General features: G+C 66.5%; 17 protein-coding genes. 1 reads left to right on the top strand and 16 read right to left on the bottom strand.

Translation table 11 applies throughout. The annotated features are described in order from the left end of the window. Window positions 1-63: 63 nt before the first annotated feature. From lpxB to lpxA, 3 genes are read right to left on the bottom strand one after another with little or no spacing between them, the layout of a single operon-like run. On the bottom strand, window positions 64-1,254 hold the full coding sequence (lpxB, locus tag GA0061099_RS19605) for a lipid-A-disaccharide synthase (protein WP_036025236.1): 1,191 nt from the start codon (window positions 1,252-1,254) through the stop codon (window positions 64-66). Continuing rightward, window positions 1,254-2,123 (bottom strand): LpxI family protein, encoded by an 870-nt coding sequence (locus GA0061099_RS19610; RefSeq protein ID WP_036025237.1) that lies wholly within the window; start codon window positions 2,121-2,123, stop codon window positions 1,254-1,256. Before GA0061099_RS19610 ends, lpxB begins: the two co-directional genes overlap by 1 nt. Before the next feature lie 29 nt (window positions 2,124-2,152). Continuing rightward, entirely contained in the window at window positions 2,153-2,944 is a 792-nt protein-coding gene (gene lpxA, locus GA0061099_RS19615) for an acyl-ACP--UDP-N-acetylglucosamine O-acyltransferase (protein ID WP_036025239.1), read from the bottom strand. A 176-nt stretch (window positions 2,945-3,120) separates the two neighbouring features. Here lpxA and GA0061099_RS19620 point away from each other — a divergent pair, with 176 nt between their 5' ends. Beyond that, on the top strand, window positions 3,121-3,441 hold the full coding sequence (locus GA0061099_RS19620) for a KTSC domain-containing protein (protein WP_036025241.1): 321 nt from the start codon (window positions 3,121-3,123) through the stop codon (window positions 3,439-3,441). Window positions 3,442-3,453: 12 nt separating this feature from the next. Here the strand turns inward: GA0061099_RS19620 and fabZ are convergent, their stop codons facing one another. The 13 genes from fabZ to GA0061099_RS19685 form a co-directional block, all read right to left on the bottom strand. Next, a complete protein-coding gene (fabZ, locus tag GA0061099_RS19625; protein ID WP_036010015.1) occupies window positions 3,454-3,915 on the bottom strand; it encodes a 3-hydroxyacyl-ACP dehydratase FabZ in 462 nt (153 codons plus the stop codon). Then, entirely contained in the window at window positions 3,912-4,979 is a 1,068-nt protein-coding gene (lpxD, locus tag GA0061099_RS19630) for a UDP-3-O-(3-hydroxymyristoyl)glucosamine N-acyltransferase (protein WP_036010017.1), read from the bottom strand. The genes fabZ and lpxD overlap by 4 nt, the downstream gene beginning before the upstream one ends. 125 nt (window positions 4,980-5,104) lie before the next feature. Then, complete coding sequence (gene bamA, locus GA0061099_RS19635; RefSeq protein WP_036010019.1) at window positions 5,105-7,630, bottom strand: outer membrane protein assembly factor BamA; 2,526 nt, start codon at window positions 7,628-7,630, stop codon at window positions 5,105-5,107. Window positions 7,631-7,806: 176 nt separating this feature from the next. Further along, complete coding sequence (rseP, locus tag GA0061099_RS19640; RefSeq protein WP_036010021.1) at window positions 7,807-8,958, bottom strand: RIP metalloprotease RseP; 1,152 nt, start codon at window positions 8,956-8,958, stop codon at window positions 7,807-7,809. A gap of 44 nt (window positions 8,959-9,002) precedes the next feature. Next, a complete protein-coding gene (gene dxr / locus GA0061099_RS19645; RefSeq protein WP_036025243.1) occupies window positions 9,003-10,226 on the bottom strand; it encodes a 1-deoxy-D-xylulose-5-phosphate reductoisomerase in 1,224 nt (407 codons plus the stop codon). 4 nt (window positions 10,227-10,230) lie between these two features. Continuing rightward, window positions 10,231-11,073, bottom strand: coding sequence for a phosphatidate cytidylyltransferase (locus tag GA0061099_RS19650; protein WP_036025246.1), 843 nt, complete (start codon window positions 11,071-11,073; stop codon window positions 10,231-10,233). Continuing rightward, window positions 11,070-11,828, bottom strand: coding sequence for an isoprenyl transferase (locus tag GA0061099_RS19655; RefSeq protein WP_036010029.1), 759 nt, complete (start codon window positions 11,826-11,828; stop codon window positions 11,070-11,072). The genes GA0061099_RS19650 and GA0061099_RS19655 overlap by 4 nt, the downstream gene beginning before the upstream one ends. A 12-nt stretch (window positions 11,829-11,840) precedes the next feature. Beyond that, on the bottom strand, window positions 11,841-12,404 hold the full coding sequence (gene frr, locus GA0061099_RS19660; protein WP_025036556.1) for a ribosome recycling factor: 564 nt from the start codon (window positions 12,402-12,404) through the stop codon (window positions 11,841-11,843). Between the two features lie 65 nt (window positions 12,405-12,469). After that, a complete protein-coding gene (gene pyrH, locus GA0061099_RS19665; RefSeq protein ID WP_036010035.1) occupies window positions 12,470-13,186 on the bottom strand; it encodes a UMP kinase in 717 nt (238 codons plus the stop codon). Between the two features lie 59 nt (window positions 13,187-13,245). Then, window positions 13,246-14,169 (bottom strand): translation elongation factor Ts, encoded by a 924-nt coding sequence (gene tsf, locus GA0061099_RS19670; RefSeq protein ID WP_036025250.1) that lies wholly within the window; start codon window positions 14,167-14,169, stop codon window positions 13,246-13,248. A gap of 132 nt (window positions 14,170-14,301) precedes the next feature. Then, entirely contained in the window at window positions 14,302-15,297 is a 996-nt protein-coding gene (locus tag GA0061099_RS19675; protein ID WP_036010040.1) for a 30S ribosomal protein S2, read from the bottom strand. 211 nt (window positions 15,298-15,508) lie between these two features. Next, window positions 15,509-18,316, bottom strand: a complete 2,808-nt coding sequence (locus GA0061099_RS19680; RefSeq protein ID WP_074447995.1) for a caspase family protein — start codon at window positions 18,314-18,316, stop codon at window positions 15,509-15,511. A gap of 222 nt (window positions 18,317-18,538) precedes the next feature. Further along, the gene (locus GA0061099_RS19685; protein ID WP_036025254.1) at window positions 18,539-19,324 is read right to left on the bottom strand and encodes a carbonic anhydrase; all 786 of its coding nucleotides are present in this window, start codon (window positions 19,322-19,324) and stop codon (window positions 18,539-18,541) included. Window positions 19,325-19,540: the final 216 nt, after the last annotated feature.

Here is a 19,540-nt window from a genome sequence, read left to right on the forward strand (position 1 = left end):
TTTCTTGGCGTCTGCTCTTTGGAGGGCAGCTCACGCTTTGGAGGGGGCGGCTCAAGCAGACTTCTATGAAACACCCTGGCTCGTTCGCCGACCCTGGCGCATCGTTGCGAGCACGATGTCGGCGGCGAGCACGCTCGGCGATGTGTTGCCGGTCGACATGATCTGATCGAGCCTGGCGAAGGCCTCGACCTGCTGCCGGCGCAGCGGAGACTCCGTCAGCACGTCCCGAAGCGCCGGCGCCAGCTTCTCCGGCGTGCATTCCTCCTGCAAATACTCGGGAATGACATCCTTGCCGATCACGAGATTGGCAAGGATCACCGAGGAGACACGGATCGCGCGTCGCAGGATGAACGCCTCGATCGCGCCGACGCGATAGGCCGTCACCATCGGAATGCCCGACAGCGCGAGCTCGAGCGTCACCGTGCCGGATTTCGCCAGCGCGGCGTGAGCGATGCGGAAGGCCGCACGCCGCTCGTTCTCGCCGATCACGATCTGAGGCTTGACCGGCCAGCTCGCGATGCCTTCGCGGATGGTGGCTTCGAGATGCGGCATGGTCGGCAGCATCAGTTCGAACGCACAGCCCTCACCCCTTAAGCGACCGAGCGTTGCGCCGAACACGTCGAGATGATGCCTGACCTCGCTGCGGCGGCTGCCGGGCAGCACCAGCAGCACCGGCGGCTCACTGTCGCGGCACGCCTGCTCCTCCGCACTCGGCCGCAGCGAGCCCAATTGCTCAATCAGGGGATGGCCGACATAGCTGCAGGGCGGGCCGCCGAGCTTGCGGTATTCCTCGGGCTCGAACGGCAGCAGGCCGAGCACGTGGTCGACATAGCCGAGCATGGTCCGCGCCCGTCCTGGCCGCCATGCCCAGAGCTGCGGCGAGACGTAGTCGACGATCGGGATCGCGGGATTGCGCGCGCGCACGCGGCGGGCGACGCGATGGGTGAAGTCGGGGCTGTCGATGATGACGAGCACGTCGGGCGCGGCCTCGGTCACTGCGTCGGCGGTCTGCCGGATCAGCCGCAGGATCTTCGGCAATTGCTGCACCACCGCGGCAAACCCGACGATCGAGAGCTCCTCGATCGGAAACAGCGATTCCAGGCCCTCGCGCGCCATAGTGCGGCCGCCGACGCCGACGAACTGCACGCCGTCGCCGAGGCGCTGGCGCAGCACCTTCATCAAGGCGCTGCCGAGCCTGTCGCCGGACTCCTCCGTCGCGATCAGGAAGATCTTCCGCTTGGGATCACGCGACATCACGCGGGCAGGCCGATGACGAAGAGATATTTGGCATCGGCAAGCGCGATCATCGTCTGCGGCTCGGCGGCGATGGTGTTGCCCGCGATGACGGCGATGCCGGCAAGGCCGGCAGCCGCGACGCCCTCGATGGTGCGCGGACCGATCGTCGGCAGGTCGAAGCGCAGGTCCTGGCCGCTCTTCGGCGCCTTCACCAGCACACCGCGTCCGGTGGCGGCGCGGATGCGGCCCTCCTCGCGCAGCCTCGCGACGCGGGCGAGCAGCGCGTCGGTGCCCTCGATGTCCTCGACCGCCACCACGTGGCCATCGATCACGACCACGGCCTGGCCGATGTCGAACGGGCCGAGCGCGGTCAGCACCGCCCGGCCGCGCGCGATGTCGGCCTTGCTGGCATCGCTCGGCCAGGCGCGGCTGATGCAGCCCTCGGGCATCAGGAGATCCGGCGCGACGTCCTTGATGCCGACCATCCGGAAGCCGTCCTGCTCGAGGATGCGGCCCACACCCGACAGCAAATGATCGTCGCCGCCACGGAAGGCGCGGATGACGTTGCCGAGCAGGCGCAGCGTCGTGAAGTCGAACCGGATCTCGGACAGCGAAGGCCGCACCAACGTGCCGATGAAGATCAGGTCGCGGCAGCCCTCCTCGCGGAACAGCCGCATCGCGCGTCCGAGCTGGCCGACGGAGATCCAGCGATGCCGGTACTTCTCCACCCGCTGGGGATCGCAGGCGCCGCGCAGCGGAAACAGCACCGGCGTGATGCCGTGCGCGGCGAGCGACTCGGCGACCGCGAACGGCATGGCTCCGCCCCCGGCGACGATGCCGACCGGTGACGAAACCTGCAAAGCCGCCGATGTCGTGCCCGCGGCCATCCCAAGATCACTCCAAGATCATTTCAAGATCACTTCGCGATGGCGGGAAGACAGAGCGGGCGCTTGCCCTTGCCGATGAAGTCGAGAATTTCGGCGATCGCGGGGTCCTCGCCCGCGAGCGGCCGCGCCGCCTCCAGCCGCTCGGCGAAGGTGCCGGCGCCATGGAATAGCTTCTGGTAGAACGCACGCACGGTGGCAAGCCGCTGCTTGGTGAACTTGCGACGCTTCATGCCGATCAGATTGAGGCCTTCGAGCACGGCATATTGGCCGTTGACGAGACCGAATGGAATGATGTCGTCGCGCACGCCACACACGCCGCCGACCATGACCTGCGGTCCGATACGGGTGAACTGATGCACGGCGGACAGCCCGCCGATGAAGACGAAGTCGCCGATCTCGCAATGGCCGCCGAGCGTTGCCGAGGTCGCGAAGATCACGTCGTTGCCGAGATGGCAGTCGTGGCCGACGTGGCTGCAGTTCATGAAATAGCCGCGGTCGCCAACCGAGGTGACGCCCCCGCCAGCGACGGTACCCGCGTTCATGGTGACGGATTCGCGGATGGTACAGCCCGCGCCGATCCTGAGCTGCGTCAGCTCGCCACGATAGCTGAGCGATTGCGGCGGCGTGCCCAGCGAAGCGAACGGATAGATGGTGCAGTCGTCGCCGATCGTGGTTTGCGCCGTGATGTGCACATGCCCGATCAGCTTGCAGTTCGCGCCGATGACGACGTTCGGGCCGATGATGCAATAGGGTCCGATCTCGGTGCCCTCGCCGATCACGGCGCCGTCCGCGATCCGCGCGGTGGGATCAATCTTGCTCATCAAGCCAATCTTACTCGTCAAGAAGGTCGGGTTATGTATTGAAGTCGCTCGGTTTTCGGCTGGTTAGCGCGACTATGCCCGATCTGTCCAGTGACGTATCATCTCGCCGTGTTTCAAGTGCCGGATGAGGCGGCCTTCCCGTCCCGTCGTCAGGTTCATGCGGAGCTTCAACGATCGTGGTCAGGGCCCTGATCCTTCTGCTGGCGCAGCTCGCGGATACTCCGATCGTGTCGGAGGCGGTCGAGACCGGCGAACACCGCCTGGTCGATCTCCGGACATTCGAGTGCCGGGACATCACCCGCAGCACGGTGCTTCAGCGGGTCTGTTACGATCGCGCGCAGCAGGACCTGATCGTCGCGAGCAACGGCGCCTATCACCGCTATTGCGGCGTGACGGCCGATACGGTCGAACGCCTCCTCGTCGCGCCCTCCATGGGCCAGTTCTTCAACCGGACTATCAGGCGGGAGGCGGCCGGCAGCCGCTACGATTGCACCTGAGCCCAGTGCCGCTCAATCGGTCAACATGGCGCCGACGTCGGCTTCGGCAACGACCTGACCGTTGACCTTTGCATCGCCGTGAAACCACCACATGGTCTTGCGGCGGCCGAGCGAGCGCATGTGATACTCGATCGTATCGCCCGGCAGCACCGGCTTGCGAAACTTGCACTTGTCGATGGTGAGGAAATAGACCGCCCGCGGCTTCTCGGTGCCCTCGACCGACTTGATGCCGATCACGCCCGCGGTCTGCGCCATCGCCTCGATCATCATGACACCGGGATAAACCGGACGCTCGGGGAAATGTCCCTGGAACGCCGGCTCGTTGAAGGTGACGTTCTTGATGCCGATGCCGCTGTAATCGGCGCGGATGTTGATCACGCGGTCGATCAGCAGCATCGGAAAGCGGTGCGGCAGTGTCTGGAGGATCGCGTTGATGTCCACCAGCTCGAACTTAACAGGTGATTCCGCCGTCATTCCCGTCCCTCGTCCTTCGGATCGGCCTTGCTGTCGCGTACCAGCCGCTCCACCGCGATGATCTCCTTGAACCATTGCTTGGTCGGCTTGGCGAAGTGCCCGCCCCAGCGGCCGCCCGGCGGGATGTCGTCCTTGACCGCGCTCATCGCCGTCACCTGCGCCCCGTCGCCGATCTTGAGGTGATTGTTGATGCCAACCTTCGCTCCGAGCGCCACGTTGTCGCCGATGGTCAGGCTGCCGGCGAGCCCGATCTGGGCCGCGAGCAGGCAGTGCCGGCCGATCGTCACATTGTGGCCGATCTGGACCTGATTGTCGATTTTGGTCCCCTCGCCGATCACGGTGTCACGCAAGGACCCGCGGTCGATCGTGGTGTTGGCCCCGACCTCGACGTCGTTCTGGATCAGCACGCGCCCGGTCTGCGGCACCTTCAGATGGCCCTCGGGGCCGAAGAAGATGAAGCCGTAGCCGTCCTGGCCGATCGAGCAGCCGGGATGGATCAGCACGTTGTTGCCGATCAGGGCGCACTGGATAGCGGTCCGGGCGCCGACATTGCAATCCCGGCCGATCTTGACGCCGGGACCGATCACCGCCCCGACGCCAATCACAGTGCCACTGCCGATCTCGACGTCCGGGCCGATCACGGCCAGGGGGTCGACGACCACGCCGTCCTCGAGCCGGGCCGTGGGATCGATGATGGCCGATGGCGCGATACCGTCGTTGCCGACCCAGGATTGCGGCCGCAGCGCGTCGGCGTGCCATTCCCGCGCGATCCGGACAAAGGCGCGGAATGGCTGCGCCACCCGCAGCACGGCCACATGTTCGGGCACCTCGGCCTCGAAGCGCGGACTGACCAGACAGGCCCCTGCCTTGGTCGCCCTGAGCTGATCGGCGTATTTGAGGTTGTCGAAGAACGCCAGATGCATCGGGCCAGCTTCGTCGAGCGAAGCAAGGCCCGTGATGACGTGGCCGCCCCTCGCGGGGTCGACCAGCTGCGCCTTTGTCAGCGTGGCAATGTCGGCCAACGCTGCGGCAGGCGGCTTTGTGAAGAAGATCGGCTGCGCCATTCCACCCCGTCGCGGTCCGGCTTCGGCATGAAGCGGTCAGGCCGCATCATGCCTCATGTCCTGGATCGGCACGATCCCTTTCCGATACCGGTTCCGGTGATCCGGATCGTGCCGTGCTGATCGAATTAGAACGTGGTGCCGCCGCCGAACCGGAATTCCTGCGTGCGGTCGTACTTGCCCTTGCTGAGCGGCACGGCGTAGTCGAAGCGCAGCGGTCCGAACGGCGACTGCCAGATCACGCCGACACCGACCGACGAGCGAACGACCTTGCTGTCGTCATAGACGAGACCGGTGCAGGTCCCCGTGCTCGAGGGATTGATGCTCGACGGGATACATCCCGGCGCATTGACCTCGTTGGTGGTGGTCCAGCTCGTCGGTCCCTTGTAGTCGTAGAGGCCGCCGGCGTCGGCATAGACGGCGCCCTTCAGACCCACTTCCTTGGGCAGGAACCAGAACGGCATCTGCAATTCGAACGAAGCACCCCAATACTGGGTGCCACCGAGCGCATCCTGCGTGCCGAACGGGTTCAAGTCGCGCGGACCGATGCCGTTCGGGGCGAAGCCGCGGACGAGGTTCGGGCCCATCTGGAAGTGGTCGAGCATGCGCAGATCGGTGCCGATCTTGTTCAGCATGCCGCCTTGCAAGCGGACGAGGCCGACGATGTCGGACACGAGCGGAGTGTAGTACTTCGCATCGACGACCGACTTCAGATAGGAGACGTCGCCGCCGACGCCGGCGAAGTCCTGCCGGAAGTCGACGAGCAGGCCGTCGGTCGGGTTCTTGTTGTTGTCCAGCGTGTTGTAGGTCAGCGTGTAGCCGAGCGCCGAAGTCAGCGTCTTGCCGTTGGCGAGCTCCTTGCGCACCGGCAGCGAGGCTTCGCCATCGTTGTAGCAGCCGAGGCCGTTGGTGGACGGATCCAGAGGTATACCGGTGGCAGCAGAGAAGGCCGGGCTGGGATTGAAGGCCGCCGAACCAACCACGTTGTTACAGTTCGCCAGGTAACCCGGCAGGGTGATTTCCTGCCGATAGATCGAGTAGCGCACCTGGAGCGAGAGATCTTCACGCAAGGAGAAGCCGAGGCGCGGCGAGAAGCCGAGCGTCTTGGTGCCGTAGGAGATGTAGCTGTTGGACTTCTGCTCACGCTGATAGAGGTCGAGGCCGAGCGCGACGCGGTAGTCGAGCAGGTACGGCTCGACGAACGACAGCGAGTAGCCGCGCGCATACTGGCCATAGGTCACCGCAGCCTTGGCGAACAGGCCGCGACCAAGCAGGTTGCGCTCGGAGATCGAGACTTCGGCCAGCGCGCCGTCGGTGGTGGAGTAACCGCCCGAGACCGAGAAGTCGCCGGTCGACTTTTCTTCCATGTCGACGATCAGGATGACGCGGTCACTCGACGAGCCCGGCTCGGTCGTGATCTTCACGCTCTTGAAATAGTCGAGGTTCTTCAGGCGCCGCTCGGCACGGTCGACCAGCGCGCGGTTGTAGGCGTCGCCTTCCGAGATGTCGAACTCGCGGCGGATCACGTAGTCGCGCGTGCGGGTGTTGCCGCGCAGGTTGATGCGCTCGATATAAGTGCGCGGGCCCTCGTCGATGTTGAACACGACGGACACGGTGTGCGCTTCGAAGTTGCGATCGCCGCCGGGCCGGACCACGGCAAAGGCATAGCCGCGGCGGGAGGCTTCGATCTGCATCTCCTCGACCGACTTCTCGACCAATTCGACGTTGTAGAGCGAGCCGACATTGAGGCGCGAATAGGCGCGCATCGAGCTCGGATCGAAGTTCGGAATGCTGCTGCGGAAATCCACCGCGCCGACGCGGTATTGCTGACCTTCCTCGATCTTGAAGGTGACGTTGAAGCCCTTCTTCTCCGGATCGTATTCGGTCAGCGCCGCCACGACCTGCACGTCGGCGAAGCCGTTCTTGAGGTAGAATCGGCGGATCAGATCGCGATCGGCTTCGACGCGGTCGGGATCGTAGACGTCACCGCTGCCGAGGAAGCTCAGCAGATTCGTCTCGCGCGTCTTGATCACGTCGCGGAGGCGGTAGGACGAGAAGGCATTGTTGCCGACGAACTCGATCGACCGGACGCCGGTCTTGACGCCCTCCTCGACCGTGAAGATCAGGTCGACGCGGTTGTTCGGCTGCTCGATGATCTCGGGCGTGACGCGCACGTCGTAGCGGCCGGAGCGGCGATAGATTTCGGCGATACGGAGCGTGTCCGACTGCACCATGGCGCGGGAGAAGGTGCCGCGGGCCTTGGACTGGACTTCAGCAGTGAGCTGCTCGTCCTTGATCTTCTTGTTGCCCTCGAAGGCGATACGGCCGATCACCGGGTTTTCCACCACGGAGACGATGAGCTGGCCGCCGGAACCGCGGTTGATCCTGACGTCCTGGAACAGGCCGGTCTCGATCAACGCCTTGAGGCCGTCGTCGATGGCGGCCTGATCCAGCCGGCCGCCGGGACCCGGCTTGAAATAGGAGCGGATCGTCTCCACCTCGACGCGGCGATTCCCTTCGACGGAAATCGACTGAACGGTCTGAGCGAGCGCAGACGAAGACACGAAAACAGCCCCAACCGGGGCAACCACCGGCGCGCCGAACAAGATCAGGGTCGCGAGCAAGCCCCCCCGGAGTCGCAGTCCAAACTTCATCGCGCAACGCGCCCTTATCATTCCCTGCCAGACCCAACCCCAACGCCGGTCCGGAGATTCCCCAAGTTCAGGCCGCTTGTAGCCAATTTCGCCGACGCCGCAAACGGCCGGAAGCGCCGTAATTTCAATTTCATTCCAAGACGTTGCTCAACAGCAACGCCACAAAAAAGCCCCTATCAGGAAGCTGCCATCCGCAGGATGTCGTTGTAGGTCGCAAACACCATCAACATCAGCACCAGGCCAAGCCCGATTCGGAACCCCATTTCCTGGGTCCGCTCGGACAAAGGCCGGCCCCGGACCACCTCGGCCGCATAGAACATCAGGTGGCCGCCATCGAGCAGCGGGATCGGGAACAGGTTCAAAAGGCCGATCGACACCGACAGCACCGCGCAGAGATTGATCACGAACTGGAACCCGGCGCTGGCCGCCTGCCCCGACATTTTCGCGATTCCCAGGACGCCGCTGACCTCGTTCGGATTGCCCTGGCCGACGAACAGCGAGCCCAGGAACTTGAAGGTGCTGGTGATGATGAACCAGACCTGCTCGACGCCGATCTTGAGCGCTTCGCCGACGCCGACCGGGGTGGTCGAGGCCTCCCCGGCCTGCGACTTGTGCTCGATGCCGAGAACGCCGAGACGGTGGCTGTTGCCAAACGGGTCCTTGCGCTCCAGCAGCGCCGGGGTCGCGGTCAGCGAGACGACGGCGCCGTCGCGCTTCACCTGGAAGGTAAGAGCCGAACCGGCGTTCATCGCAACGATTCGCTGCATGTCGGCAAAGCTCTCGATCGGCTTGCCGTCGATCTGGATGACGACGTCGCCCACCTTGAAGCCGGCGGCAGCCGCCGCGCCGTTGGCGACGACACCGTCGACCCGGGCGATCGTGCTCGGCTTGCCGTAATAGAGCGCCATTCCGGCGAAGATCAGCGCGCCCAGGATGAAATTGGCGATTGGTCCGGCCGCGACGATCGCCGCCCGGGGACCGACCTTCTTGTGGTGGAAGCTGCCGGCGCGCTCCTCGGCCGACATAGCCGCCAGCGTCTGGGCCGACGGGGTCGAGGCCTCGCTCTCGTCGCCGAAGAACTTGACGTAGCCGCCGAGCGGGATCGCCGAGATCTTCCAGCGGGTGCCATGGCGGTCGTTGAAGCCGACCAGCTCGGGGCCGAAGCCGAGCGAAAAGGTTAACACGCGTACGCCCGCCCAGCGCGCGACCAGGAAATGGCCGAGCTCGTGGAAGAACACGACAATGGTCAGGACGAACAGGAAGGGAACCGCGTAGCCGAGGAGCCCATGGCTCAACGTATTGAAACTATGGACGAAAAAGTCGATCATCGAATTCCCTCACCCAGCGCCGCAAGGCCCTGGTCCCGAACCAACTAGGATGCCTTTAAGGCAATTTGAGGCAATAGGGCGGCAGCCCTATTTCGCGCAACATGGTCAACAGAGATTGCATCGTCTGCGGAGGTCAGAGGCGCCTGGTTGCCGCCTTTGATCCAATCCTCGAGGGTCGCCTCGACTAGCCGGGCAATCGCCCCGAACCGGATCTTGCCGCCGATGAAGGCGGCCACCGCGACCTCGTTGGCGGCATTGTAGACGGTGGTCGCGCCCTTCCCGGTCCGGAGCGATTCGTAGGCCAGCCGCAGTCCGGGGAAGCGCTCGAAGTCCGGCGCTTCGAAGGTCAGCTGGCCGATCTTGGCAAGGTCGAGCTTGGCCGCCGGGCCCTTGAGTCGGTCGGGCCAGCCGAGGCAATGGGCGATCGGCGTCCTCATGTCGGGCGCGCCGAGCTGGGCCACCACCGAGCGGTCGGAAAACTCGACCATGCCGTGAATGATCGACTGCGGATGAACCAGCACGTCGATCTCGTCCGGCGAGAGCGCGAACAGATAGGACGCCTCGATCACCTCGAGCCCCTTGTTCATCATGGAGGCCGAATCGATCGTGATCTTCTGGCCCATGCTCCAGTTCGGATGCTTCAGGGCCTGCTCGAGCGTCGCCTGCTCGATGTCGACAGGCTTCCAGGTCCGGAACGGGCCGCCGGACGCGGTGATGATGACGCGGACGAGCTCGTCCCGATTGCCTGAGCTCAGCGCCTGGAACAGCGCGTTGTGCTCGGAATCGGCCGGCAGGATGCAGGCGCCGGCTTTTGCCGCGCGCTGCATGAAGAAGTCGCCGGCGCAGACCAGGCACTCCTTGTTGGCGAGCGCGACATGCGCGCCGCGATCGACCGCGGCGAGCGCCGGCTTCAGCCCGGCAGCGCCGCTGACCGCCGCCATCACCCAGTCGGCCGGACGCGCGCCGGCCTCGATCACCGCGCTTTCGCCGGCGCCGCATTCGGTACTGGTGCCCGCGAGCGCAGCCTTGAGCTCGGCGAGCTTGGAGGTGTCGGCGATCGCGACATAGCGCGCGTTGAATTCCTTGGCGAGCTTGGCGAGCGCTGCGACATTGCCGTTCGCCGTCAGCGCCTCGACACGGTAGCGCTCGGGCGAGGCGCGCAAGAGATCCATCGTGCTGTCGCCGATCGAGCCGGTGGCACCGAGGACCGTGACGCTGCGAATGTCGGACGCAGCAAGCCTGTTGTTACGCAAGGGAACGGCGCTCATATCCTCACCAAACCATAAGACCGCTTCCGGCGCTATGCACACCATGGCGGAAAAAGCCGATAAACCAGGCCGCCAGGATGGCGGCGACAAATCCGTCCAGGCGGTCCATAAGCCCGCCATGGCCGGGAATTAAGTGACTGGAATCCTTGACACCGAAGCGCCGCTTCACGGCGGATTCGAAGAGATCGCCGAGCTGCGACACCATCGACAGGACGGCGCCGACGAGCAGCAGCGGAATCAGCTTTCCGATCCCGGAGGCGGCGAAGCCGGCCGCGACCGCAAGGCTCGCCGCAAAGCCGCCGAGCGCGCCGGCCCAGGTCTTTTTCGGGCTCACGCGCGGCCATAATTTCGGGCCGCCGATGCTGCGTCCGGCGAAATAGCCGCCGATGTCGGTCGCCCACACCACGAGCAGCACGAACATCAGCGCGGAGAAGCCGTTGACGAGATCCTTGCGCACCAGGATCGAGGCCAGCAGCGCCGCCGCCGCATAGGCAAACCCGCTCGCCGCCCACAAGAACTTGCCCCGGGCGATCAGCGTCACGATGGCACCGCCGATGAGGCCGGTGACGACGGAGGTCTTGAGCGCGCCGAAAGCGACGGAGGCTCCCATCATGGCGATCACGACCGTCCCTGCCCCGGTCAGCGCGGCCGACGCTGCGCCCACCACCATCAGCCATTCCGCGAACAGCCCGATCGAGACCAGGGTGACGAGAAGCGCCCACAACCAGCCGCCGGCATAGGCGATCGCGATGGCCAGCGGCGCCAGCACCAGCGCTGCGAGGACCCGCATCACCAGATTGCTCGGGGCAGGCTTGGCGCCCGCCGATGCAGGATCGGGTTCGTTCACGAGGCGGTCTTCGCAACCAGGCCGCCGAAACGGCGCTCGCGTCTGGCAAATTCGGCGATCGCGCTTTCCAGCGCCGCCTTGTCGAAGTCGGGCCAATGGATCGGCACGAACACGAGCTCGCTATAGGCGGCCTGCCACATCAGGAAGTTGGACAGGCGCTGCTCGCCGCTGGTGCGGATGATGAGATCGGGGTCGGGGATGTCGGGCGCGTCGAGATGCGCGCCAAGCGTCTCGGCGTCGATCGTGGCAGGATCCCGCCTGCCCTCCGCGACCTCGCGGGCCAGCTTCTGCGCCGCCTTCGCGATCTCCTGCCGCGAGCCGTAGTTGAAGGCAACGACGAGCGTCAGGCGCGTATTGTCGCGCGTCAGCTCCTCGGCCTCGTTCAGCAAGGCGCAGATGTCGCTCTCGAGCCCCTCGCGCTCGCCGATGATGCGGACCTTGACGCCGTCGCGGTGCAGGCTCGCCAGGTCGTTGCGGATGAAGCGCCGCAGCAGGCCGAACAGGTCTCCGATCTCGCTCGCCGGGCGCGACCAGTTCTCCGACGAGAACGAAAAGATGGTGAGATAACGGATGCCGAGCTCGTGCGAGGCGCGCACCACGCGGCGCAGCGCGTCGACGCCGCGGCGATGCCCTTCCGCACGCGGCAGACCGCGCGCGGCCGCCCAACGCCCGTTGCCGTCCATGATGATGGCGACATGCGCAGGCGCCTCGGACCTGTCGGGTCCTTCGGTTGCGGGCGCGGCGGCGTTGGACATGAAGGCGGTGCCTTAAACGGTGAGGATTTCTTTTTCCTTGGCGGCCAGCAACTGGTCGATCTCGGCGATGGTGCCGTCGGTCGCCTTCTGCACCTCGTCGGCGTGACGCTTCTGGTCGTCCTCCGACATCTCGTGATTCTTCTCGAGCTTCTTGAGCACGTCGAGACCGTCGCGGCGGACATGGCGCGCGGCGACCTTGGCGGCTTCGGCATATTTGTGCGCGACCTTCACCAGCTCCTTGCGGCGCTCCTCGTTGAGCTCGGGAATGCGCAGGCGCAGCACCTGGCCCTCGGTCGCGGGCGACAGGCCGAGATTGGAATCGACGATCGCCTTCTCGACGGCCTTGACCATCGACTTGTCCCAGACCTGCACCGAGATCAGCCGCGGCTCCGGCACGCTGACGGTGGCGAGCTGATTGAGCGGCATGTGGCTGCCATAAGCCTCGACCTGCACCGGATCGAGCATCGAGGCGGAGGCGCGTCCCGTGCGTAGGCCGCCGAGCTCGTGCTTGAGCGAGGCGACGGCGCCCTGCATGCGACGCTTCACTTCGTTGAGATCGAAATTACCCGTGGCCATCACGTTTCTCCTTCAAAATCCCGGCGACCGCTCCGCACCGTCCGTTCGGCGCGCCAGATGAGCCGTCAGCCGGCGACGATGGTTCCGTGGCCGACGCCACGCAGAATCGCGCCGATCGAGCCCGGCTCCGCGATCGAGAATACGATGATAGGCAGCGATGTCTCGCGGGCAAGCGCGAAGGCGGTCGCATCCATCACCTTGTAACCGCCCTCGATCGCCTGCGAATGCGTCAGGCGGTCGAACCGCGTCGCGGTCGGATCCTGCTTCGGATCGGCCGAGTAGACCCCGTCGACATTCGTCGCCTTCAGGACCGCCTGCGCGCCGATCTCGGCGGCCCGCAGTACCGCGGTCGTGTCGGTGGTGAAGAACGGATTGCCGGTCCCGCCGCCGAGCAGCACGATGCGGCCCTCGGCCAGGTATTTGTGTGCCGCAGTGCGGGTGAACAGCTCGGAAATCTCGGGCATGACGAAGGCCGACAGGGTCCGCGCCGGCGTTCCCTTGCGCTCGATCGCCGCTTCCAGCGCGAGGCAATTCATCATGGTGGCGAGCATGCCCATGGTGTCGCCGGTGGTGCGCGACACCCCGCGGGATGAGACCTCGACGCCGCGGACCATGTTGCCGCCACCGATCACGACCGCGACCTCAGTGCCGAGATGGCGGGCCGCGATCAGATCGTCCGCAACCCGGTCGACGGTCGGCTGATCGATGCCAAAGCCTTGCCGTCCCGCGAGATACTCGCCGGACAGCTTGATCACGACGCGACGATAGACCGGATCAGTCATGAGCACTTTCCTTGTCCGGGCGCCGCTTCCGGCGGCACGCCGGAAGGAACTTCCGGCGCTTACTTCTTGCCGCTGGCCGCGGCGACCTCGGCCGCGAAGTCGCTTTCCTGCTTCTCGATTCCCTCGCCGAGAGCATAGCGCACAAAGCCCGCGATTTTCACAGCCCCGCCGACCTTGCCCTCGGCCTCCTTCACCGCCTGCGCCACCGACTTGCCGGTGTCGTGGATGAAGGCCTGCTCGAGCAGGCAGACTTCCTTGTAGTAGGTCTTGAGGCCGGACTCGACGATCTTCTCGATCACGTTCTCGGGCTTGCCCTGCTGACGGTACTTGTCGGCCAGTACTTCCTTCTCGCGCTTGACCACGGCCGGATCGAGGCCGGACGGATCGAGCGCCAGCGGGTTGGCGGCCGCAATGTGCATCGCGATCTGACGGCCGAGCGCTGCGAGCTCATCGGCCTTGCCCGGCGATTCCAGCGCCACGATCACGCCCATCTTGCCGGCGCCGTCGATGACGGCACCATGGACGTAGTGCGAGACAACGCCCTGGCTCACCTCGAGCGCGGCGGCGCGGCGGAGCGTCATGTTCTCGCCGATGGTGGCGATCGCATCATTGATGGCGGTTTCGATCGTGACGTCGCCGACCTTGGCGGCCTTGATCTTCTCGACGTCCGCTCCGACGTCGAACGCGACCTGGGCGATCATCTTGACCAGGCCCTGGAACTGGCCGTTGCGCGCAACGAAGTCGGTCTCGGAGTTGACCTCGACCACGACGCCCTTGGTGCCCTTGGTGAGCGCGCCGATCAGGCCCTCGGCGGCGACGCGGCCCGACTTCTTGGCGGCCTTGGACAGGCCCTTCTTGCGCAGCCAGTCCTGCGCCGCTTCCATGTTGCCGTCGTTTTCGGTGAGCGCGGCCTTGCAGTCCATCATGCCCGCGCCGGTCGATTCGCGCAGGTCCTTGACCATCGCAGCTGTGATCGTTGCCATCGTTGAAAATCCTTTGTGCCTGCCGGTTTGCCGCGGCGCGGCATCAATCGCCCCGCCGCGGTCCATCTCAGGAATTCGCGTCAACTGAAATGGTGGCCGGACCCTATCCGGCCAACCCATCGCTCTTTTTGACTATTCCGCTTCCGCGGTCAGCGCCTTGGCCTTGGCCACCCAGGCATCCGCGCGGCTCGGCAGACCGACTTCCTCGCCGATCGTGTGCGCGGTGTCGTGGTCGAGCTCGGCGAGCTGCCAGTAGTGGAAGATGCCGAGATCGTTGAACTTCTTCTCAATCGCACCCGACACGCCCGGGAGCTTCTTGAGGTCGTCGGCAGTGCCGCGAGGACCCGCAAGGCCCTGGAAGCCGCTCGAAGACGCCGCCGGCAGCTCTTCGGCGACCGGCTGGGCCGAGGCGCCGACGTCGATGCCCGAATCGCCTTGCGCGCGCGAGATGCCGTCGATCGCCGCACGCGCGACGAGATCGCAGTACAGCGAGATGGCGCGGCCGGCGTCGTCATTGCCCGGCACCACATAGGTGATGCCCTTCGGGTCCGAATTGGTGTCGACGATCGCAGCGACCGGGATGTTGAGCCGCTGGGCTTCCTGGATCGCGATGTCTTCCTTGTTGGTGTCGATCACGAAGATCAGGTCGGGCAGACCGCCCATGTCCTTGATGCCGCCGAGCGAGCGGTCGAGCTTGTCGCGCTCGCGCTGCAGCGTCAGGCGCTCCTTCTTCGTGTAGGAATTGGCTTCGCCGCCCGAGAGCACGTCGTCGAGGTGACGCAGGCGCTTGATCGAGGCCGAGATCGTCTTCCAGTTGGTCAGCGTGCCGCCGAGCCAGCGCGAATTGACGAAATACTGCGCGCAGCGCTTGGCCGCGTCGGCAACGCCGTCCTGCGCCTGGCGCTTGGTGCCGACGAACAGGATGCGGCCGCCCTTGGCCACCGTGTCGCTGACGGCCTGGAGGGCCTGGTGCAGCATCGGCACGGTCTGGGCGAGGTCGACGATGTGGATGTTGTTGCGGGTGCCGAAAATGAACGGAGCCATTTTCGGATTCCAGCGGTGAGACTGGTGACCAAAGTGCACGCCAGCTTCGAGCAGCTGACGCATAGTGAAATCGGGCAGTGCCATCGTTCTAATTCTCCGGTTGGTTCCTCCGGAAACGTGTGAGCAAAACGGAGCGTTCACGCCCCGGTTGCCACCGGACGGCCTTGTGAGCCATGTTTCCGTGTGAGATGGCGCGCTATATAGCGCCATTTCGGCCAAAAGCAAGGAAATAACGGCCTTTGGGGACGCCTCTAGGCTGCTGTCGCATCCCGGCATCCCCTGCCCCTCGCGCCTCCTAACACCTGGGCTGGCCCGGGGGGCAGCTCTTCGGTGGCGGGCCGGCCGGCCGCGGCGGCGCATGCGGCGCGGCGGCCATCGGCGGCGGCGCCGGTCGGGCGACCGGAGGTGGCGGCGGCGGCGGCGCTGGCCGCGCAACCGGCGGCGGAGGTGGTGCCGGCCGCGCCATTACTGGCGGAGGCGGAGGCGGCGCCGGCCGGGCAACAGGTGGCGGCGGCGCCGGCCGTGCCACGGCCACGGGCGGAGGCGCCGCTCGCGGCGGCGGAGGTGGCGCAACGCGCGGCGGAGGCGGCGGCGTCGGCCTTGCCAGAGCCTGAGGAGGCGGCGGCGGAGCGGCGGGCCTGGCGGCCTGCGGCGGCGGTGGCGCGGGCCGATGACCCTGAACTCCGGACGGTGTCCGCGCCGCTACGGGCGGCGGCGGAGGTGTCACGGGTTTGACCGCAGTCGGGGCCGCGGGCTTGCCGGTGGCCGCGCTCGGCGGCGGCAAAGCGCCCGGCTGGGGCCCGCCCGGCCTGCCGCGCAGGTCAGGCACAGGCGGGGTCGTTGTCCCCGGCGGCCTGGGCAGGGCCGCGGACGGGCTCGCCGCGGTTCCGGAAGCCGGCGGGGGATTGGGCGTCGTTGCCGCGTTCGGCTGCGCCGGCGGAACGTTGCCGCTCGGCGCCGTGGCGGTCGCGGCGGGCTTGCCAGGGGGTGGGACGGTCCCGGGCACAGCCCCTGCCCTGGCCGGCGGCGGCCCGCCGGGGGTGCCGGGCACGGGCAGCGTATTGGCCGGCGGCAGCTTGGTCGGGGCCAGCGCTTGCGGGGTTGCTGCGGCGTTGCCGGCGGGAGCGTTCGCGCTCGGACTGGGCGTGCCGCCGGGCGTCCCCGTCGCGGGCGGCGCTCCGGCCGGCGGGCTGCCCGGAGATCCCGGCACCGGCAGCGTATTGGCCGGCGGCGGCTTGGTCGGAGCCAGCGCTTGCGGGGTTGTAGCGGCACTGCCGGCGGGAGCGTTTGCGGTCGGACTTGGTGTGCCTCCCGGCGTCCCAGCTCCGGGCGCCGCTCCGGCTGGCGGGCTGCCGGGAGCTCCCGGCGGCGGCACAATATTGGCCTGCGGCAGCTTGGCGCCGGCGGGCGGCGGCGCTGTCGTGCCAGGCGCGACATTGGCCGGAGCTGGTGTCGGGATACCTGGCCTCGCCGTCGGCTGGATGGTCGCGCTCGGCGGCATCGGCGCCTTGCCCTGCTGGATCAGGGCGGCGCGCTGAACGACCGCCTGCGGCACGGCCGGTCCTGCCGGCGTGGCGCGGCCGGCAACCGCCGGCGCCAGATTGCCAGGTCCGATCCCAGATCCGAGCGCCGGCCCCGCGGCCGGCGGCGGCGCCGGCGGGCGGTTAATCACGGTGTTGATGACCGTGGTGTTGTGGATGTTCTGGTAGATGATGTTGTTCGGCGGCGGCGCGACATAGACCGGCGGCCTCACGAACACCGGGATCGGCACGAACACCGGCTGCGGCAGCACGAACAGACCGACCACCGGCAGCGGCGGCGGCAGCACGACGAAATCCGGCGGCGGCGGCGGCAGATAATAGACCGGCGGCGGCGGTGGCGGCGCGAAGCCGAAATCGGGATCGCTGAAATACAGCACCGGGCGATCGACATAGACCACCTCCTCCGGCGGCGGTGGCGGCACGTCGTAGTCGATCATCGCGAAGGTCGGCGGCGGCTCGGGCGGCGCGGTGAGGATCGCAAGGCGGCGCCGCGCATCCGCCGCATGCGGCCCGCGCGGATAGCGGCGCAGATACGACCAATAGGCCTCCGGCGTGTCGGTCCGGTAGGTCCGCCGCCAGGTGATGGCTTCGCGGCGCGCGGCAACGATCGCCATCACGCGCTTGGCGAGGGGATCGTTCGGATAGGCCGCGAGAAACTCTTCATAGGCCGCCAGCGTGTCGCGCTCGAGCGCGGCGGCATAGGCGTCCTGCACGCCGAGATCGCGGATCTGCTTGCTCCGGATTGCGGCGACCTGGTCGGGCGCAGCCGCCGGCGGCGCATCGGGCGCGCGCTCGAAGAACGAGAATGGCGCCGAGATCTTCTGCTCGTTCCAGGGCACCTGCGCGCCCTTGGAGGCCTCGTTGACGCGCAGGCGGACGCGGTCGAACACCTCGGGCAGCGGCAGGCCGCCGGTGCGGATCATCTCGGCGAGAGACTGCGCATAGATGCCGTAGGGCCCCGGCTCCTCCGGCGCCACCGTGCCGGGCGCGGCATTGAAGGCGATCAGCATGTTCGCCTCGGGCTCGACCAGCGCCAGACCGCTCGCGATCGGCTGACCGCCCTCGATGAAGGGCTGCGCACGGGCTGCATCGAGCACGACGATATTGGCCTTGAGCGGAATCGATGCGAGCTGGCGCGCATAGTCGCTGATGCGCAGAGCCTCGGTCGGTATGTCGGTGTCGCGGCTGATGTTGGAATCGACCGGGATGAAATAGTTCTCGCCGGCGAGCTGCACGCCGTAGCCGGCAAGATAGATCATCGCGACGGTGCCCGGGCCCGACGCCTGGGCCTTCTGGATGAAATCGCGCAAGCTCTTGCGCAGCGTGTCGCCGTCGAGATCGCGCGCGCCGACCACGTCGAAGCCGGCCGCCTGTAGCGTCTGCGCGATCAGGCCGGCATCGTTCGCGGTGGTCGCCAGCGGCGATTTGGCGTAGGCGCCATTGCCGACCACGAGCGCGATACGCTTTTCCTGCTGCTGGGCACGCGCCTGATGCGGCGCGCCTGCGGCAAGGATCGCCATCGGCAGGAGAAGGCAGAGGAAGACTTTGAGCGTCCCACGCATGGCTTGTGCCTGCTTTTGTCGTTGAGGTAGCCACCGCATATACCGCATATCAGGCGCGCGGCCAGCTGAATGGCACTTGAACGAAAAGCGCGGATTGAGGCGGCGGCATGGCGCCGCCGCCCAACTCAAACCTCCACGCCAAACCTCACGTCAAACCTCGAACCTCCACGTGAGGCCTGCAAGCCTCGCGACCGCACTGCGGCACAAGGCTCCTCGGCCCGTTCAGCCCTGGGCGATCAGATCGACCGTGCCCGTGGTTAGCCGGTAGATGCCGCCGACAACCTTCAGCTTGCCCTGCTCCGCGGCCGCATTGAGGATCGGCGCAGCCGTCTTCAGCTTGGCGATGTTGTCGACCACGTTCTGCCGGATCGCCTTGTTGAGCACGTCCCCGCCCTGCTGCATCGCCGCCTTTGCGGCGGGCGCGATCGCATCGACCAACGAGGGAATGTGCCCCGGCGGCGACGTATTGTCCCTGATCGCCTTCAGCGTCGCGTCGACCGCGCCGCAGGCATCATGGCCGAGCACGAGGATCAGCGGCGTGTTCAGCACCGCCACCGCATATTCCATGCTTGCGATGGTCTCGGTGCCGGCAAAATTTCCGGCGACGCGACAGACGAAGAGGTCGCCGCGCCCCGCATCGAACGCATATTCCGGTGCAATGCGCGAGTCGGCGCAGCTCAGCACGGCCGCGAACGGATTCTGTCCGCCGGCCAGCGCCTCGCGCTCGTGCTTGAAATCGTGACGTCGCGACACGCCGGCGACGTAGCGCCCATTGCCTTCCATCAGTCGCTTCAGCGACGCGTCGGGCGACAGCACGTTCTGCGGCTTCGGCGGCTGCTTGGCGTCCTTGGCCAAGGCGCCACTGGCGAAAGCTCCACCGGCGAAGGTCATGCCGAACGCGGCGGCGCCAAACAGCATCGCCGATCGCCGCGACGGCGCGATGTCTTGGCGCAGAGAGTCTTGGCGCAGAGATTGGTGATGCAAAGTGTCAGAACACTTGTCGCACATGTGACGTCTCCTCGGGTCAGTGGACGAATGAAGCGTCGCGAAGATAGGTGCGCCGATATGAAGAAATAACAAATGTTAGTTGATGCAACCGATGATTGCTGCACCGCGCGCTATGCTGCAAGCCGAAAGGCCGGTCATTCCGCGCCCGACGATTGCACGAACATGCGTCCGCCTGCATGCATTCGAGATCAGCCCGCCAAAGAGCCCCTGCGCCCG

Origin of the sequence: Bradyrhizobium yuanmingense (assembly GCF_900094575.1) — a bacterium.
Classification (GTDB): Bacteria; Pseudomonadota; Alphaproteobacteria; order Rhizobiales; family Xanthobacteraceae; genus Bradyrhizobium; species Bradyrhizobium yuanmingense.

Excerpts from the sequence above, each read along its gene's own strand:
- lpxB (WP_036025236.1), bottom strand. The coding sequence starts at position 1,254 with ATGTCGCGTGATCCCAAGCGGAAGATCTTCCTGATCGCGACGGAGGAG.
- tsf (WP_036025250.1), bottom strand. The coding sequence starts at position 14,169 with ATGGCAACGATCACAGCTGCGATGGTCAAGGACCTGCGCGAATCGACC.
- rseP (WP_036010021.1), bottom strand. The coding sequence starts at position 8,958 with ATGATCGACTTTTTCGTCCATAGTTTCAATACGTTGAGCCATGGGCTC.
- lpxD (WP_036010017.1), bottom strand. The coding sequence starts at position 4,979 with ATGGCGCAGCCGATCTTCTTCACAAAGCCGCCTGCCGCAGCGTTGGCC.
- GA0061099_RS19680 (WP_074447995.1), bottom strand. The coding sequence starts at position 18,316 with ATGCGTGGGACGCTCAAAGTCTTCCTCTGCCTTCTCCTGCCGATGGCG.
- pyrH (WP_036010035.1), bottom strand. The coding sequence starts at position 13,186 with ATGACTGATCCGGTCTATCGTCGCGTCGTGATCAAGCTGTCCGGCGAG.
- bamA (WP_036010019.1), bottom strand. The coding sequence starts at position 7,630 with ATGAAGTTTGGACTGCGACTCCGGGGGGGCTTGCTCGCGACCCTGATC.
- frr (WP_025036556.1), bottom strand. The coding sequence starts at position 12,404 with ATGGCCACGGGTAATTTCGATCTCAACGAAGTGAAGCGTCGCATGCAG.
- lpxA (WP_036025239.1), bottom strand. The coding sequence starts at position 2,944 with ATGAGCAAGATTGATCCCACCGCGCGGATCGCGGACGGCGCCGTGATC.
- GA0061099_RS19610 (WP_036025237.1), bottom strand. The coding sequence starts at position 2,123 with ATGGCCGCGGGCACGACATCGGCGGCTTTGCAGGTTTCGTCACCGGTC.
- dxr (WP_036025243.1), bottom strand. The coding sequence starts at position 10,226 with ATGAGCGCCGTTCCCTTGCGTAACAACAGGCTTGCTGCGTCCGACATT.
- GA0061099_RS19655 (WP_036010029.1), bottom strand. The coding sequence starts at position 11,828 with ATGTCCAACGCCGCCGCGCCCGCAACCGAAGGACCCGACAGGTCCGAG.
- GA0061099_RS19685 (WP_036025254.1), bottom strand. The coding sequence starts at position 19,324 with ATGTGCGACAAGTGTTCTGACACTTTGCATCACCAATCTCTGCGCCAA.
- fabZ (WP_036010015.1), bottom strand. The coding sequence starts at position 3,915 with ATGACGGCGGAATCACCTGTTAAGTTCGAGCTGGTGGACATCAACGCG.
- GA0061099_RS19675 (WP_036010040.1), bottom strand. The coding sequence starts at position 15,297 with ATGGCACTGCCCGATTTCACTATGCGTCAGCTGCTCGAAGCTGGCGTG.